At 56.5% G+C, this 11,345-nt stretch carries 22 protein-coding genes; 15 read left to right on the forward strand and 7 right to left on the reverse strand.

From position 1 onward, the window contains the following. The first annotated feature begins 164 nt into the window (after nucleotides 1–164). Nucleotides 165–485, forward strand: a complete 321-nt coding sequence (locus tag BLL38_RS28775) for a DUF1654 domain-containing protein (protein ID WP_076965264.1) — start codon at nucleotides 165–167, stop codon at nucleotides 483–485. 41 nt (nucleotides 486–526) lie between these two features. Here BLL38_RS28775 and BLL38_RS28780 read toward each other — a convergent pair whose 3' ends face one another. The 7 genes from BLL38_RS28780 to BLL38_RS28810 form a co-directional block, all read right to left on the reverse strand. After that, on the reverse strand, nucleotides 527–844 hold the full coding sequence (locus tag BLL38_RS28780) for a hypothetical protein (protein ID WP_076965248.1): 318 nt from the start codon (nucleotides 842–844) through the stop codon (nucleotides 527–529). Nucleotides 845–967: 123 nt separating this feature from the next. Next, nucleotides 968–1,657: a DUF1828 domain-containing protein gene (locus tag BLL38_RS28785; RefSeq protein WP_158497575.1), complete on the reverse strand. Its 690-nt coding sequence runs from the start codon at nucleotides 1,655–1,657 to the stop codon at nucleotides 968–970. Between the two features lie 65 nt (nucleotides 1,658–1,722). Further along, complete coding sequence (locus BLL38_RS28790; protein ID WP_076965249.1) at nucleotides 1,723–2,241, reverse strand: hypothetical protein; 519 nt, start codon at nucleotides 2,239–2,241, stop codon at nucleotides 1,723–1,725. A 54-nt stretch (nucleotides 2,242–2,295) separates the two neighbouring features. Next, nucleotides 2,296–2,535, reverse strand: coding sequence for a hypothetical protein (locus BLL38_RS28795; protein ID WP_034135941.1), 240 nt, complete (start codon nucleotides 2,533–2,535; stop codon nucleotides 2,296–2,298). After that, on the reverse strand, nucleotides 2,516–2,806 hold the full coding sequence (locus BLL38_RS32080; protein ID WP_034135940.1) for a helix-turn-helix domain-containing protein: 291 nt from the start codon (nucleotides 2,804–2,806) through the stop codon (nucleotides 2,516–2,518). Before BLL38_RS32080 ends, BLL38_RS28795 begins: the two co-directional genes overlap by 20 nt. Before the next feature lie 53 nt (nucleotides 2,807–2,859). Further along, complete coding sequence (locus BLL38_RS28805; RefSeq protein WP_076965250.1) at nucleotides 2,860–3,060, reverse strand: hypothetical protein; 201 nt, start codon at nucleotides 3,058–3,060, stop codon at nucleotides 2,860–2,862. 3 nt (nucleotides 3,061–3,063) lie between these two features. Beyond that, complete coding sequence (locus BLL38_RS28810; protein ID WP_076965251.1) at nucleotides 3,064–3,918, reverse strand: XRE family transcriptional regulator; 855 nt, start codon at nucleotides 3,916–3,918, stop codon at nucleotides 3,064–3,066. Between the two features lie 83 nt (nucleotides 3,919–4,001). Between BLL38_RS28810 and BLL38_RS28815 the strand changes: the two genes are divergently transcribed. The 14 genes from BLL38_RS28815 to BLL38_RS28880 all read left to right on the forward strand — a co-directional run bounded on the left by BLL38_RS28815 (nucleotide 4,002) and on the right by BLL38_RS28880 (nucleotide 11,115). Beyond that, on the forward strand, nucleotides 4,002–4,241 hold the full coding sequence (locus tag BLL38_RS28815) for a helix-turn-helix domain-containing protein (RefSeq protein ID WP_076965252.1): 240 nt from the start codon (nucleotides 4,002–4,004) through the stop codon (nucleotides 4,239–4,241). A gap of 29 nt (nucleotides 4,242–4,270) precedes the next feature. After that, nucleotides 4,271–4,477: a hypothetical protein gene (locus BLL38_RS28820; RefSeq protein WP_076965253.1), complete on the forward strand. Its 207-nt coding sequence runs from the start codon at nucleotides 4,271–4,273 to the stop codon at nucleotides 4,475–4,477. Between the two features lie 19 nt (nucleotides 4,478–4,496). After that, nucleotides 4,497–4,718, forward strand: a complete 222-nt coding sequence (locus BLL38_RS28825) for a hypothetical protein (protein WP_076965254.1) — start codon at nucleotides 4,497–4,499, stop codon at nucleotides 4,716–4,718. Nucleotides 4,719–4,795: 77 nt separating this feature from the next. Further along, nucleotides 4,796–5,635, forward strand: a complete 840-nt coding sequence (locus BLL38_RS28830; RefSeq protein WP_083743135.1) for an HNH endonuclease — start codon at nucleotides 4,796–4,798, stop codon at nucleotides 5,633–5,635. Then, complete coding sequence (locus BLL38_RS31590; RefSeq protein WP_076965255.1) at nucleotides 5,628–6,548, forward strand: hypothetical protein; 921 nt, start codon at nucleotides 5,628–5,630, stop codon at nucleotides 6,546–6,548. The genes BLL38_RS28830 and BLL38_RS31590 overlap by 8 nt, the downstream gene beginning before the upstream one ends. After that, nucleotides 6,523–7,299 (forward strand): hypothetical protein, encoded by a 777-nt coding sequence (locus tag BLL38_RS28840; RefSeq protein WP_076965256.1) that lies wholly within the window; start codon nucleotides 6,523–6,525, stop codon nucleotides 7,297–7,299. The genes BLL38_RS31590 and BLL38_RS28840 overlap by 26 nt, the downstream gene beginning before the upstream one ends. Then, nucleotides 7,296–7,514, forward strand: coding sequence for a TraR/DksA C4-type zinc finger protein (locus BLL38_RS28845; protein WP_076965257.1), 219 nt, complete (start codon nucleotides 7,296–7,298; stop codon nucleotides 7,512–7,514). Before BLL38_RS28840 ends, BLL38_RS28845 begins: the two co-directional genes overlap by 4 nt. Beyond that, nucleotides 7,511–7,792, forward strand: coding sequence for a phiTE_015 family protein (locus tag BLL38_RS28850; protein ID WP_076965258.1), 282 nt, complete (start codon nucleotides 7,511–7,513; stop codon nucleotides 7,790–7,792). The genes BLL38_RS28845 and BLL38_RS28850 overlap by 4 nt, the downstream gene beginning before the upstream one ends. Next, a complete protein-coding gene (locus BLL38_RS28855; protein ID WP_076965259.1) occupies nucleotides 7,789–8,508 on the forward strand; it encodes an ead/Ea22-like family protein in 720 nt (239 codons plus the stop codon). The genes BLL38_RS28850 and BLL38_RS28855 overlap by 4 nt, the downstream gene beginning before the upstream one ends. Continuing rightward, nucleotides 8,505–8,732: a hypothetical protein gene (locus BLL38_RS28860; RefSeq protein ID WP_076965260.1), complete on the forward strand. Its 228-nt coding sequence runs from the start codon at nucleotides 8,505–8,507 to the stop codon at nucleotides 8,730–8,732. The genes BLL38_RS28855 and BLL38_RS28860 overlap by 4 nt, the downstream gene beginning before the upstream one ends. Continuing rightward, nucleotides 8,729–9,148, forward strand: coding sequence for a recombination protein NinB (locus BLL38_RS28865; protein WP_076965261.1), 420 nt, complete (start codon nucleotides 8,729–8,731; stop codon nucleotides 9,146–9,148). Before BLL38_RS28860 ends, BLL38_RS28865 begins: the two co-directional genes overlap by 4 nt. Then, the gene (locus BLL38_RS28870; protein ID WP_130898280.1) at nucleotides 9,141–9,863 is read left to right on the forward strand and encodes an NUMOD4 motif-containing HNH endonuclease; all 723 of its coding nucleotides are present in this window, start codon (nucleotides 9,141–9,143) and stop codon (nucleotides 9,861–9,863) included. The genes BLL38_RS28865 and BLL38_RS28870 overlap by 8 nt, the downstream gene beginning before the upstream one ends. After that, complete coding sequence (locus BLL38_RS28875; protein WP_076965263.1) at nucleotides 9,857–10,441, forward strand: recombination protein NinG; 585 nt, start codon at nucleotides 9,857–9,859, stop codon at nucleotides 10,439–10,441. The genes BLL38_RS28870 and BLL38_RS28875 overlap by 7 nt, the downstream gene beginning before the upstream one ends. Next, nucleotides 10,438–11,115, forward strand: coding sequence for a hypothetical protein (locus tag BLL38_RS28880; RefSeq protein WP_038440804.1), 678 nt, complete (start codon nucleotides 10,438–10,440; stop codon nucleotides 11,113–11,115). The genes BLL38_RS28875 and BLL38_RS28880 overlap by 4 nt, the downstream gene beginning before the upstream one ends. Nucleotides 11,116–11,345: the final 230 nt, after the last annotated feature.

An 11,345-nucleotide genomic window follows, 5' to 3' on the forward strand; every position in this document is an offset into this window, starting at 1 on the left:
CGGCGGTAGGGGCTTCAGACTAACAATGCAAACCTGCGTCGCTGCGCTCCGACTGCCTGTCCGGATGAGCGTGGAACGAGTGTCCGGATGTTGGTGGGCTGAGTGTCCGGATGGCGTGGAATCCGCACTGTATGCATGTACAGTATTTATTGGGGGGGAATGTCATGGCGAAGAAACAGGCAGTGGCGGCAGCGAGAGAAGTAATGAGCGGCGTAGCACGCTTGGGGTTGCGCGTTTCGGAGATGATCAATCACCCAGTTGCGCAAGAGCGCCGCTGGGTGACGATCCATCGCCTGGATACGGATGGGGACCGGGAGTGGGAGGAGGTGCTGAGTGTTATCGCTGATACCGACGAGCTTGAGCTGACACTCAATGACGACGGCAGCGTGACGGTGAGATGGGAGCAGCAGGAAGTCGAGGCGGAGGGCAGGGGCGAGATTGAGTTTGAGCAGGAAGAAGAGGCAGCGCCTTTCTGGCGGGCATGAAAAAGCCCGCGTTTGGCGGGCTTGGAGTTTCTGGTTGGGCGCTAAATATCTAAACAGGTGGAGTAAATTTTGCTTCGGAAGTCGCTAACTGCGTCCATCTGATATTTTGGTGTATCGAATCTAGGGGATCGGTAAGCCTCCTTGAACACCGTAAGCATCGCAACTCTCACCGCCTCCTCTTGCGGATCTGATTTTTTCTTGCTCATCGGCTTGATTGCATCAGCCATCGCAATACCTTTCTGCCTAATCTCCATGGCAGCCTTTGCGATTTTGTCGTAAACCTCGCAGTCGATCTGCTCCGAAGCTGAGGCGCTAGTCGCTGCTATGGCGAGAACTGTGGCGGCTATTACGAATCGCATGGCATCCCTCCCGTAATTGAGCTAGCACTCTAACATTCGTGGCGCACAGCCACCATTGTCAGGCAGGGAAGGGCAGATACAAGAAGCCCGGCGCTGGGCCGGGCTATTGAATACAGCTACATTTCAAGCAGCGCGGAGCGCCGAAGTTAACTGCGCTGGCGAGGTGTAGATCAGAACGGATGCGCATTCAGCTAGAGCGGCAGAGGCCTTGGCAATTTCATTCGCAGCCGCTTCCTCAAAAATCACCGTCCGACGAATGCCAGGTATCGCATTCTTGATGTCGATCATTTTTCCAAGCGCCTGGTACACAGAGGGCCAGTAAGGAGTGCCGCCTACCGCGCTGATAGTTTGCACCACTTGAATCTCAGCCTTGTCGACGTCAATGGCAAACGGAAATTTCAGCTGGTGCCCGCTGGCTCCTGTAATTGAGTAATTACGCTTCACCTTGCCAGGGAAGGTCTTTCTCAAGGCGGCGGAGATAAGGCTCTCGAATCTGGACTCTCCACTCGCTTCCCATTGCCCGCAATGGTGGCTTATAGCGGTGGCAGCATCGATTATCTGCGTTAGATAAAACGGTGCCTCGGCTTGATCGCAGGCAACGAAAATCTCACCATCATCAGAAAGCTGGACATGATTTTCCATAGCTATCGCTGCCAGCTTTCTGCCGCGCGCGGCCGTTGGCTGGATGCCGACAGTCATCGCGTGGAAAAGGGTGTCTGCGTTATCCGAGATTCGGACCCTGCCGCGACCTATGTCTTGGACGTAGGCACCGATCAAGTTGCCGTCGTACGGGACGGAGACATGGCTTTCCATGTAAATAACGCTTTCGCTTACCGGGATACAGGTTAGAGCGAGTGCGCTTCCAAGGTCTGCGCAGTTCATATCAGCCTCAATTGGCCGTCATGGCCTATCTCATCAGGTAAATTCAGTTTTGGTGCGCCTGTGATATTGGCACGCATCAGAAACAGCTGCCATAGCTGTTCAGCGGATTCTCTGGGAATGGGCTCAGCGTACCCATAGGACGCCTCAAGCACTGGGATGTGCATGTGTGGATGGCCTATGGTTTGCTGGTAGTAGGCGAGACCTTTTCCGACCTTGTTTCGATGGCGAGTGAAGCCACCTTCGTCGACGGCGAATGAGCGGCTGCTTTTCACAAAGAACCCGAAGTAAAGGTGCTCGGGTACGCCATCAACCTTGCCAGCCTTATACTCAAGCTGGACGAAAAGACCCTCCAGGGTTCGCTCGCCTACCATGAGCGTTGCACGATACTTGTGCGTCGATGGCCACTTATGAACGCTGGTCATGACCCAATCAATTCGGTCCCCGCCAAACCATCGTTTCTGAGTATTGATGCCCTTCATAGCCTCTTCATAAGGTATGAGATTCTTAGAAACCATCCTGGTACTACTCCTCACCCTTATTAATGCAGCTTACAATTCCCGCCGCGCTACCTACTCAGCCCGTTCCCGCACGATCCGGCCATCCCGCACCTCATCCGCATACCCGGCGAGCTTGTCCTCGGCGGACTGCATCACTCGGCAGATCTTCAGCACGGCCTGGGCGTCTGCCTCATTTCCGGCCAGGCTCAATCGCTCAGCGATTCGCATCAGTTCGACAGCGGACCACTTGAGGTCCGAGGCGATGCCCTGGAGGTCGCGCTTTAGGTCTTGATTAGGTTTGGTTAGGGTCATGCTTTAACCTCAGATCTTCTGCGAGCCTCTGACTGAACCGCTCCACAGGAATGCCGGTAAGCTTAAGAACCGCTTGAGCAACCTCAATGTCTAGAGCCTTAGTACCTAGAAAATAATTATTAATGGTCGAAGTGGATACCCCTATCTCGCTCGCTATGGCGCTCCGAGCTAGACGATCCGCCTTTTGCCTGCTTGCGTTATAAGCGGCAATCGCTCTGCGAAGGGCTAGGCACTCGTCTTCTTCCCATATCCACAAGCCATGATTACGCATAAATTCTCGCTCAAGTGCGCAATGCCATTCTGGCTAGGTAGGTCGCACAACCTTCACGCCTTCACCGCATCCGCAAGCGCCGCCGCCCGATCCGCATGCTTGTAGAGTTTCGCAATCAGCATAAGGGCAGCTGTCGCATCGACATCTCGGCAGTCCTTAGTGATGTTGATTATGCCGCCCGCGGCTTGCTCGAGGCCCAGCCCAAGGTAATTGAGCTCGTTGCACAGCTGTTTGTTGGGCTTGGTGAGGGGCATGGGCTATACCAGATTGGCATTCCAGACGAGCAGCACACGCGCCTGGATGTACGTTTCATCAAGAAAGATGTCCTCGGCCTTGTGCTTCCGATTGTCCGACAGCATCTTGAATTTGTCCTTACCCTTCATTTGCAGACGCTTGATGTACTGAAAGCCTTGGTACGAGAAGAAGTAGATTCCATCGCCAACGAACTCTTTGATGCTGACATCGACCAGTAGCGGATCGCCATGCTTGATGGTTGGCGTCATGGACTGCCCCCAGCCGGTGATCATCTTCAGATGGAAGTGCTCTTTGAACTCGACGCCCATGGCTCGGAGCTGGGAGGGGCTGACGCGCACGTCCTGGAGCATCTCCGGGAAGTCATGAGCGATTTCGCCGCCGCCCAGAGCTCCGCGCACGTCGTAGTGAGCAATCCAAACCTCGTCGCCGACCTTCCCAGGCCTGTAGGCGTCATGCACAAGCACACCACCAGCAGCCTCAACGTCGTCATCCTCCGCTATCGCTAAGAGTTTCTTGAGTTTGTCCTCGCCAAGATTCTTGCCGGCCAGCATTGCGCGGATTTTGTTAGCTGCAGTGGATTCCTGATCCATTACGGCAGCATCCGCCGGCGCATCAGGGCCTTCGCCGGAAGCATGCTGCAACCACTCGATCCTCACCCCGAGAAACGATGCGATCGCCTGCATCTTTGCGGGACCAGGGATAGATTCACCGTTCAGCCATTTGCTCGCAGCCTTCGGCGTGACCTTGGCAATTTCAGCCAGACGAGCGCCCGCGCCCCATTGATCAATACCTTTAGCGGCTACTGATTTCTTGAGGCGTGAGGCAAACGCGGCGCGTATATCTTCGATTTGAACCATAGGTTCAATATCGCATGCCCTTGCATGTACTTTCAGTTCCGACATAATATGTACTGCAAGTTCATATTTGACTCGGAGGCCATATGCGGCCGCTTAAGAAATCGATTGATGATGCTGGTGGTGTTCCGTCCGTGGCTCTGGCCTGCGGGAAGACCCCGCGCGCTATCTACAAGTGGCTTGTTGCCGACGCGCTGCCGCGCACCGAGTACACCGGCGAAACCCAATACGCCAAGAAAATCGCAGAACTGGCTGCCGCCAATGGCAAGCCATTCGAGACCGCTTGGCTGCTCGCCGAAGCTCATCCCAAAAAAACAGCCGCCTAACCCTTCCGACCAACCAAGGAGCCTCACCAATGGCATACGACCAACCAAACGATCACCGCCGAGATAAGCGCCGCAAGGTAAGCCTCAACAACACCCTGGACCGAATAACTGCAAGGGCCGCTGTGCGAGCGGAGAAGCAGCACGGAACTGTTCTTTTCATGCTCATTGAATGGGCAGTCGAGAACGGAGGCATTGAAGCACTTGCCAAGGACAGGACTGAGTCTAACGCGGCCTGATGGGCCAAAGGAGGGTCAAGTGCTCGACTACGAAGGCCTGAGCCCAGGCACAAGAAAGAGAATCGAGGAACTCGCTCAACAGAACGGGTGGAGCCTCGACAGGGCAGTAAACGAGATTGTGATTGAGGGAATCGCCATGGGTGGTTTGACCATGGCGCTTAGGCCAAAAGCTTCTCTGAGTTCAATTAACGCACCGCCGAAATCACTGGGCCAAAAAGGGCCCACAAAAGAACCGAATTAGCACACCAAATTCCAGACACAAAAAAGCCACCGGGCAAGGGTGGCTTTTTCAACAGCAATAAACAACTGGAGCGAATCATGCACCAATCCAACCAAACGATCAATACCCCGGCCAATGTCGCGACACAATTTGATGGTTCTTCAAACGTGTCGCACCTTGATCAGCCTGACCCGAAGAAGCGTATCGCTATCGGAAAAAAACAGCGCTTCGAGGTCTTCAAGCGAGATTCCTTTACCTGCCAGTACTGCGGCTCAAAGGCTCCCGACGTCGTTCTGCATGTTGACCACATCAACCCTGTCAGCAAGGGCGGCGAAAACGAAATCATCAACCTGATCACTTCATGCGTTTCTTGCAACCTTGGCAAGAGCGATCGCCTTCTCACCGACAAGACCTCTATTGAGATGCAGCGCAAGCAGCTTGAAGAGCTTGCTGAGCGCCGCGACCAGCTTGAAATGATGCTCGCCTGGCGCGACTCGCTAAAGGGCCTCGACGACGACATCGTAGATGAGGTGGCAATCCGTATAGAGGATTACATCCCAGGCAACACCATCAATGACCATGGCAAGTCCTTGATCCGTAAGTGGCTCAAGAAGTACTCCATTGAGGAGCTGCTAGATGCCGCAGAGATCGCAGAAAAGAAGCTAGACGCAGGAGTTACACCTGATTCGGTAGGCGTGTTCTTTAACTCCATTCCCAATATCTGCGCGACGAAGCGCCTACCTGAAGCCAAGCAGCGCCTTCTCTATGCGCGCGGAATTCTCCGTCGCCGCGTGTACGTGAACGAAGCCCAGGTCATGAAGTTAATGGAGGGTGCTGTGGCTGCCGGGCTGGACGTAGAAGAACTGATTGAGTTCACCAAAGAGGTTCGAAACTGGACCGAATTCCGCAATGAGATGGAGGCCGTCTCCAATGGCTAGGGCTCGCAATATCAAACCGGCACTGTTCACCAATGAGATACTCGGCGTAGGCCATCCGTTGTGCACGCTTCTGTTCCAGGGGCTCTGGCTGCTGGCCGACAAAGAGGGTCGCCTGGAAGACCGTCCACTGCGCATCAAGGCTGAAATCTTCCCTTACCGAGAAGCTGACGTCGACGCCATGCTGCACTGGTTGGCTCACAAAGGTTTTATCGTTCGCTACACGGCGAGTGGGAAGGCCTACATCGAAGTCGTGAACTTCACCAAGCACCAGAATCCTCACAAGAACGAGAAGGACTCAGAAATCCCTTCTATTTCAGAAGGTTGTATCACTTCCGATTTTCTCGGTACACGTTCCGAAATTATCGGTACGACTCGGGCTGATTCCCTCTCTTCTGATTCTGATCTTCTGATTCCTGATTCACTGATTCCTGATGTCCTGAACCCGGATTCAAAAACCTTGCCGGTCGCCGAGGCTCCGGCGCCGTCGAACATCAAAGTTCTGAAGCCCAAGCCAAAGAAAAAGACCGAAGCGCAGATTGCAAATACCAACACCTGGGACTCTTACACCATCGCCTACCTTGAGCGGTATGGCGTAGAGCCTGTGCGTAACGCGAAGGTCAATGGCCAGGTTGCCCAGCTTGTTCAACGGCTGGGGGCTGATGAGGCCCCGGGTGTCGCCGCGTTCTACGTGACGATCAACGACTCATTCTTCATTCGCGCCTCGCATGAGTTCGGCCTACTGGTGGCTCGCGCCGAAGGCATCCGCACCCAATGGCTCACCGGCCGCCAGGTCAACGCCGTCACCGCCCGCCAGATGGAAAACACGCAGGCGAACATCAGCGCCGCCCAGGAGGCCAGTCGCAGCATTCTCGAAGGAGGTCAGGCCAATGCTTTCCTTCGCCGAAACCGCTGAACTGAGCATGGCGATCTGCGCCACTGCTGAAACGCTCGGGCAAACCCTGAGCGCACCAGCCGCCAAGCTGATGGCCGAGGATCTGGCCGAACACCCGATGGACGTGATCGCCAACGCGCTTTGGTCATGCCGTCGAGAACTGACTGGAAAACTGACCCTTGCCGCGATTCTTCAGCGCGTCCAGGCCGCCGACGGCCGCCCTGGCAAGGATGAAGCCTGGGCCATTGCCATGACCACCAATGACGAATTTGAAACCGTGGTGCTGACCGACGAAATCCAGTTGGCCCTGGCGGCCGCAAAACCCGTCCTCGACGCTGGCGACAAGATCGGCGCACGTATGGCCTTCATCAGCGCGTATGAGCGGTTTGTGAGCCAATCGCGTGAAGACGCCAAGCCGGTCAACTGGCACGTTTCTGTGGGCTTCGACGCTAACCGCCGCATCCAGGCCGTAACCAAGGCGATGGAGCTGAAGCGCATCCCCCGCGAACACGCACAGAAGTACCTGGCAGACCTGAGTGTTGTTCCAGTCACAGAGGATGGCCGTGCCATTGCTGGCCTGCTTACCGGAACCGTGACCCAGCCAGCGCCGGTACTGCGCAAGAAGCTGGAGCTGGTGAAGAGCTCGATGATGGAAATGCGCAAAGCCAGCGAAGAACGAAAGCTGGAAATTCGGATTGAAGCGGCCAACGAATTGGCGGATCGCCGCGCACTACTGATCAAGCAAGCCCAGGAATTGGAGCAACGGACATGAGCGACATCTGCGATGACGCCGACGTAGTAATCGAAGAGGCCCTGAATCGGTCCCTTTCCCAGATCCCTCGCTACACCGGAGTAAGCGCCACAGAGTGCGTGGAGTGCGGAGAGGTTATTCCGGAGGGCCGTCGTGTGGCTATCCCGGGGGTGACGCTTTGCACGCCTTGTGCTGAGCGTGAGGCGCTGGCTAAGAAGGGAGTGCGGCGGCTATGACCGACAAGATGCGTGAAGAGTTTGAAGAGTGGGCTTTCCAGTGCCCATGGCTCGGCCTTTCAGATGAATGCATGGCTCGCGACGAGATCAATGGCGGCTACTACGGGCTTGAGCTGCATGCAGCCTGGCTTGCATGGCAAGCATCCCGCGAGGCGCTGGTGATTGAGCTTCCTGATTACACAAGCCCGTATTACGGCGGCGATCACTTCGACGAATGTCAGTACGCAGCTGACTGTGAAAAAGCCATCGAAGCCGCAGGCCTTAAGGTGAAGCCATGACCGACAACACCGAACTGAAGCGGCTGGCCGAAGCTGCAACGGCAGGACCTTGGAGTATGTGCGGCGAAGCTGACGGCAGCCAAGGCTTCGAGATTGTTCAGGATATTTGGAACGAGCACGGAACCCACACCGGCATGGATGTGGTGGTCTACGAGTGGAGTTATGAAAGCGACCCTTTGGGTGTTATCCATCGCGCGGATGCTGAGTTCATCGCTGCTGCCAATCCGGTCGCAGTCTTGGCCTTGATTGCCGATAGCAATCGCCTCGAAAGCGAAGCCGTTTATGCTGCTGCCGGTTTCAATGCGGCGCGCGAAGAGATCGCCAAGATCCACGCCGAAGTAGCCGGCCTACGCACCGGCTACGAAGCCTACGAGCAGGTGAATGCTGAGCTGAAGGCTGAGGTTGAGGCGCTGCGCTCCGGCATGAAGGGCGACTACGACCTCGACGCTTGGCTCGACTGGACGCAGGAGGCGGAAGAGCTGCGCAAGGATGCTGAGCAGTGGCGGGCTCTTGTTGGGCGAGCGAAGAGCCCTGTGATTGGCTACACCGGCTGTGTGATTTGCGGTGCGTATACCGACCACGGCGGGCTGCCATGCCCGAAGACGCGAGCAGCCGCTAATGCTCTCGCGATGGAAAACCAGCGCATCACCCCCGTTGAACCTCTGAGGGTTCCTCACCCACTCGACGCCGCCCTGGGCCAGGGAGAGCAGTCATGACTATCGACTCAATCGCTTTGTGGCTCGGTTACGGCGTGATGATGGTTGGTGGCGCGCTGTTGGTGGTGGCAATGCTCCTGGCAATCAGCCTTGTTCTGTCCGCGAAGGTCAACCTGATCGGGAAGTACCTGCGGTTTTACTGGGACCTGAAGACCCTGCGCACGACCATGCGCCAGCTTGAGGCTGAGGGGAAGGTTAGTAAATCGACGGGGGTGAAGCCATGACCAGCCTCCAGATCCGCAACGAATCAGACCGCAACAAGGCCATGGGCTACATCGCCGGTCTGGACCTGGCCAAGCCAAAGAAGCTTGCCATCACCGAAGTGGACCGCAGCGGGGAGCAGAACAAGGCCCTGCACGCGGCCCTGGCCGATATCGCCGCCCAGGTCGAACACGCCGGGAAGAAGTGGGACGTCCTGATCTGGAAGCGCCTGCTGACGGCCGCCTGGCTGCGTGAGTCGGGCGATCAGCCGCAGATGATCCCTGCGGTAGACGGTAACGGCTTCGACGTCATCTACGAGCGCACCAGCAAGCTCACCGTGAAGCAGTGCGGCGAGTTGATTTGCTGGGTTGAGGCGTTCGGCGCAGAGCACGGCGTTAGATGGACGCAGAAAGATCACTGGGGTGGCCGATATGACTGATGAAATCTGGAAAGCTGTCGGCGGATTCGAAGGGCTTTATGAGGTATCAAGCCTTGGCCGGGTGAGATCGCTCCCACGGGTCATGCGTGCCAATTATGGCCCCAGGGAATATGGGGGGAAGGTCCTTTCTCCGGTTGCGCGAAAGCTTGATGGTTATCTAATCGTAAGCCTTTATCGGAACTCAAAGCGCTATCAGCGAACGGTGCATGCAATTGTTATTGAGTCCTTCAAGGGGCCTGCGCCCGCGGGGATGCAGTGCTGCCACAACAACGGCGTGCGCAGCGATTGCCGGGCTGAAAACCTGCGCTGGGGCACAAGCCTCGAAAACTCGGGTGATAAAAAAGTGCATGGGACTGCACTCAAAGGCGAGAAATGCGGAAACGCAAAGCTCAATGAAGAGCAGGTGGTAGAGATTCTTTATTCATCCGAGCCGCACAACATCGTTGGTGGCCGGTTTGGGGTTAGCGCGGAACTGATAGGCCTGATTCGTAACGGCAAGGCCTGGAGGCATGTCGAAAGAAAGCCTGGGATGTACACCAGGCAGGCAGCAGCCTGGATTGTCGATGGTATTTCCTACTCAACTCTAGTCCAGGCGTCAGAAGCCCTTGGAGTGGCGGTTCACGTCTTGCGATACCGGTGCAAGGGGCGTCACGCAAAAGGGAAATTCTACCCTCCGGCCGAGGGGTGCAGATTTGTGGAGGGCAATCAATGCTGACCACCAAACAACCCAAGCCCAAGACCTGCAAGAACCCAGCATGCAGGGCCTCCTTTGTCCCGCAGCGCCTCGGTCAGGCGGTGTGCAGCCCTAAGTGTGCGCTGGCAACCGTAGAGGTGCAGAAGGCCAAGGAGAAAAAGTCTCTGGCCCAGGCCGGGCGCCGGGATATCAAGGTGCGCAAGGAGAAGCTGAAGAGCAGGGCGGACCACCTCAAAGATACCCAGCACGCATTCAACGCCTGGATACGTGCCCGTGACGCAGGGCAGCCATGCATCTCATGCGGCACCACAGCGGACGTCCAGTACTGCGCTGGCCACTACAGAACAACCGCCGCAAGCCCAGAGCTCCGCTTCGAACCGCTCAACGTACACCTTCAGTGCAATCGCAACTGCAACATGGGTAAGTCCGGAAACCTCCTTGGGTATCGGCCCGGTCTGATCGAGAAGATCGGCATCCATGCCGTGGAATGGCTAGAAGGGCCGCACGAACCCAAGAAGTACACCGTCGAGCAACTGAAGGCGATGACCGCAGAATACCGGGCAAAGACCAGAGAACTCAAGAAGGGGCAGGCAGCATGAAACTGATCAACGCACGTCAAGCGTGGACTGATGCGCAGCACGAATCGAATGCCTCAATCAGTGCTGCGGCGGCTGATCGGGCCAAGTCCGCAACCGTAGTCAGGAAGGAAAAGGCAGCACTGCGCGAGATCATCTTCGCTGCCCAGGGCGAGGATAAGGAAGAGCGCATCATGGCCGTGCGCCAGAAGATCAGCATTGCCGAAACGCGGCGCGCACCGATTGGCCGCTCCACACATCGTGCAGCCCACCTTCTCACCATGGGCAAGGTGCAGAAGGCAATCGAGTCGCTGCCGTTCCAGGTGCAGCAGCTGGGGCATTATCTCTACCACCCGTGCATGACCGTCGTGCACATGCTCAACGCCGAAAAGCTCATTTGGGCGGATACGGACTTTGGCGCGCTTACCGACGCCAAAGCGGTGAAGGTTCATTGCCTCATCACGTGCGCCCTGCAGTCCTACAAGGTGGAGGTGAGCGGCGGTGACGCGTGGGGCCCAGCTCGAGTGTCCGACGCCATGATCAAGCTGTATGGGATCACCATCGAACCCAAGCACTGGGACCGCGACTGGCTCGACATCTGGAATTTCCTGCGAAAGGCAATCGAGGAAGTTGATATTCAGGCGCAAGAGCCAGTTTGGCAGGTGATACACGCGGAAAATTCAGAGGATGCGGCATAAATATGTTGCCATGGTGGGGAATTCGATGTACTTTTCCCACACTGCGCAACTTACCTCCAGCGCACGACCACATCGAAACCCGGCCACAGCGCCGGGTTTTTTATTGGTGCGCCAGGCATGGCGCGTTGCGCGCAAGCGCAACCAGCTTGGCTGTGGTGGCCACGCTGGTGACTGGGAGGTGAAAGTCCTCTACACACCCGGCAAGGGGAAGTGTTAGCCAGAGGCAAGGG

Source organism: Pseudomonas gessardii, assembly GCF_001983165.1.
In the GTDB taxonomy this organism is placed as follows: Bacteria; Pseudomonadota; Gammaproteobacteria; order Pseudomonadales; family Pseudomonadaceae; genus Aquipseudomonas; species Aquipseudomonas gessardii.

Bases quoted from the DNA above. Each gene is read 5' to 3' on its own strand.
- BLL38_RS28775 (WP_076965264.1), top strand. From the start codon at position 165: ATGGCGAAGAAACAGGCAGTGGCGGCAGCGAGAGAAGTAATGAGCGGC.
- BLL38_RS28780 (WP_076965248.1), bottom strand. From the start codon at position 844: ATGCGATTCGTAATAGCCGCCACAGTTCTCGCCATAGCAGCGACTAGC.
- BLL38_RS28785 (WP_158497575.1), bottom strand. From the start codon at position 1,657: ATGGAAAGCCATGTCTCCGTCCCGTACGACGGCAACTTGATCGGTGCC.
- BLL38_RS28790 (WP_076965249.1), bottom strand. From the start codon at position 2,241: ATGGTTTCTAAGAATCTCATACCTTATGAAGAGGCTATGAAGGGCATC.
- BLL38_RS28795 (WP_034135941.1), bottom strand. From the start codon at position 2,535: ATGACCCTAACCAAACCTAATCAAGACCTAAAGCGCGACCTCCAGGGC.
- BLL38_RS32080 (WP_034135940.1), bottom strand. From the start codon at position 2,806: ATGCGTAATCATGGCTTGTGGATATGGGAAGAAGACGAGTGCCTAGCC.
- BLL38_RS28805 (WP_076965250.1), bottom strand. From the start codon at position 3,060: ATGCCCCTCACCAAGCCCAACAAACAGCTGTGCAACGAGCTCAATTAC.
- BLL38_RS28810 (WP_076965251.1), bottom strand. From the start codon at position 3,918: ATGGTTCAAATCGAAGATATACGCGCCGCGTTTGCCTCACGCCTCAAG.
- BLL38_RS28815 (WP_076965252.1), top strand. From the start codon at position 4,002: ATGCGGCCGCTTAAGAAATCGATTGATGATGCTGGTGGTGTTCCGTCC.
- BLL38_RS28820 (WP_076965253.1), top strand. From the start codon at position 4,271: ATGGCATACGACCAACCAAACGATCACCGCCGAGATAAGCGCCGCAAG.
- BLL38_RS28830 (WP_083743135.1), top strand. From the start codon at position 4,796: ATGCACCAATCCAACCAAACGATCAATACCCCGGCCAATGTCGCGACA.
- BLL38_RS31590 (WP_076965255.1), top strand. From the start codon at position 5,628: ATGGCTAGGGCTCGCAATATCAAACCGGCACTGTTCACCAATGAGATA.
- BLL38_RS28840 (WP_076965256.1), top strand. From the start codon at position 6,523: ATGCTTTCCTTCGCCGAAACCGCTGAACTGAGCATGGCGATCTGCGCC.
- BLL38_RS28845 (WP_076965257.1), top strand. From the start codon at position 7,296: ATGAGCGACATCTGCGATGACGCCGACGTAGTAATCGAAGAGGCCCTG.
- BLL38_RS28850 (WP_076965258.1), top strand. From the start codon at position 7,511: ATGACCGACAAGATGCGTGAAGAGTTTGAAGAGTGGGCTTTCCAGTGC.
- BLL38_RS28855 (WP_076965259.1), top strand. From the start codon at position 7,789: ATGACCGACAACACCGAACTGAAGCGGCTGGCCGAAGCTGCAACGGCA.
- BLL38_RS28860 (WP_076965260.1), top strand. From the start codon at position 8,505: ATGACTATCGACTCAATCGCTTTGTGGCTCGGTTACGGCGTGATGATG.
- BLL38_RS28865 (WP_076965261.1), top strand. From the start codon at position 8,729: ATGACCAGCCTCCAGATCCGCAACGAATCAGACCGCAACAAGGCCATG.
- BLL38_RS28870 (WP_130898280.1), top strand. From the start codon at position 9,141: ATGACTGATGAAATCTGGAAAGCTGTCGGCGGATTCGAAGGGCTTTAT.
- BLL38_RS28875 (WP_076965263.1), top strand. From the start codon at position 9,857: ATGCTGACCACCAAACAACCCAAGCCCAAGACCTGCAAGAACCCAGCA.
- BLL38_RS28880 (WP_038440804.1), top strand. From the start codon at position 10,438: ATGAAACTGATCAACGCACGTCAAGCGTGGACTGATGCGCAGCACGAA.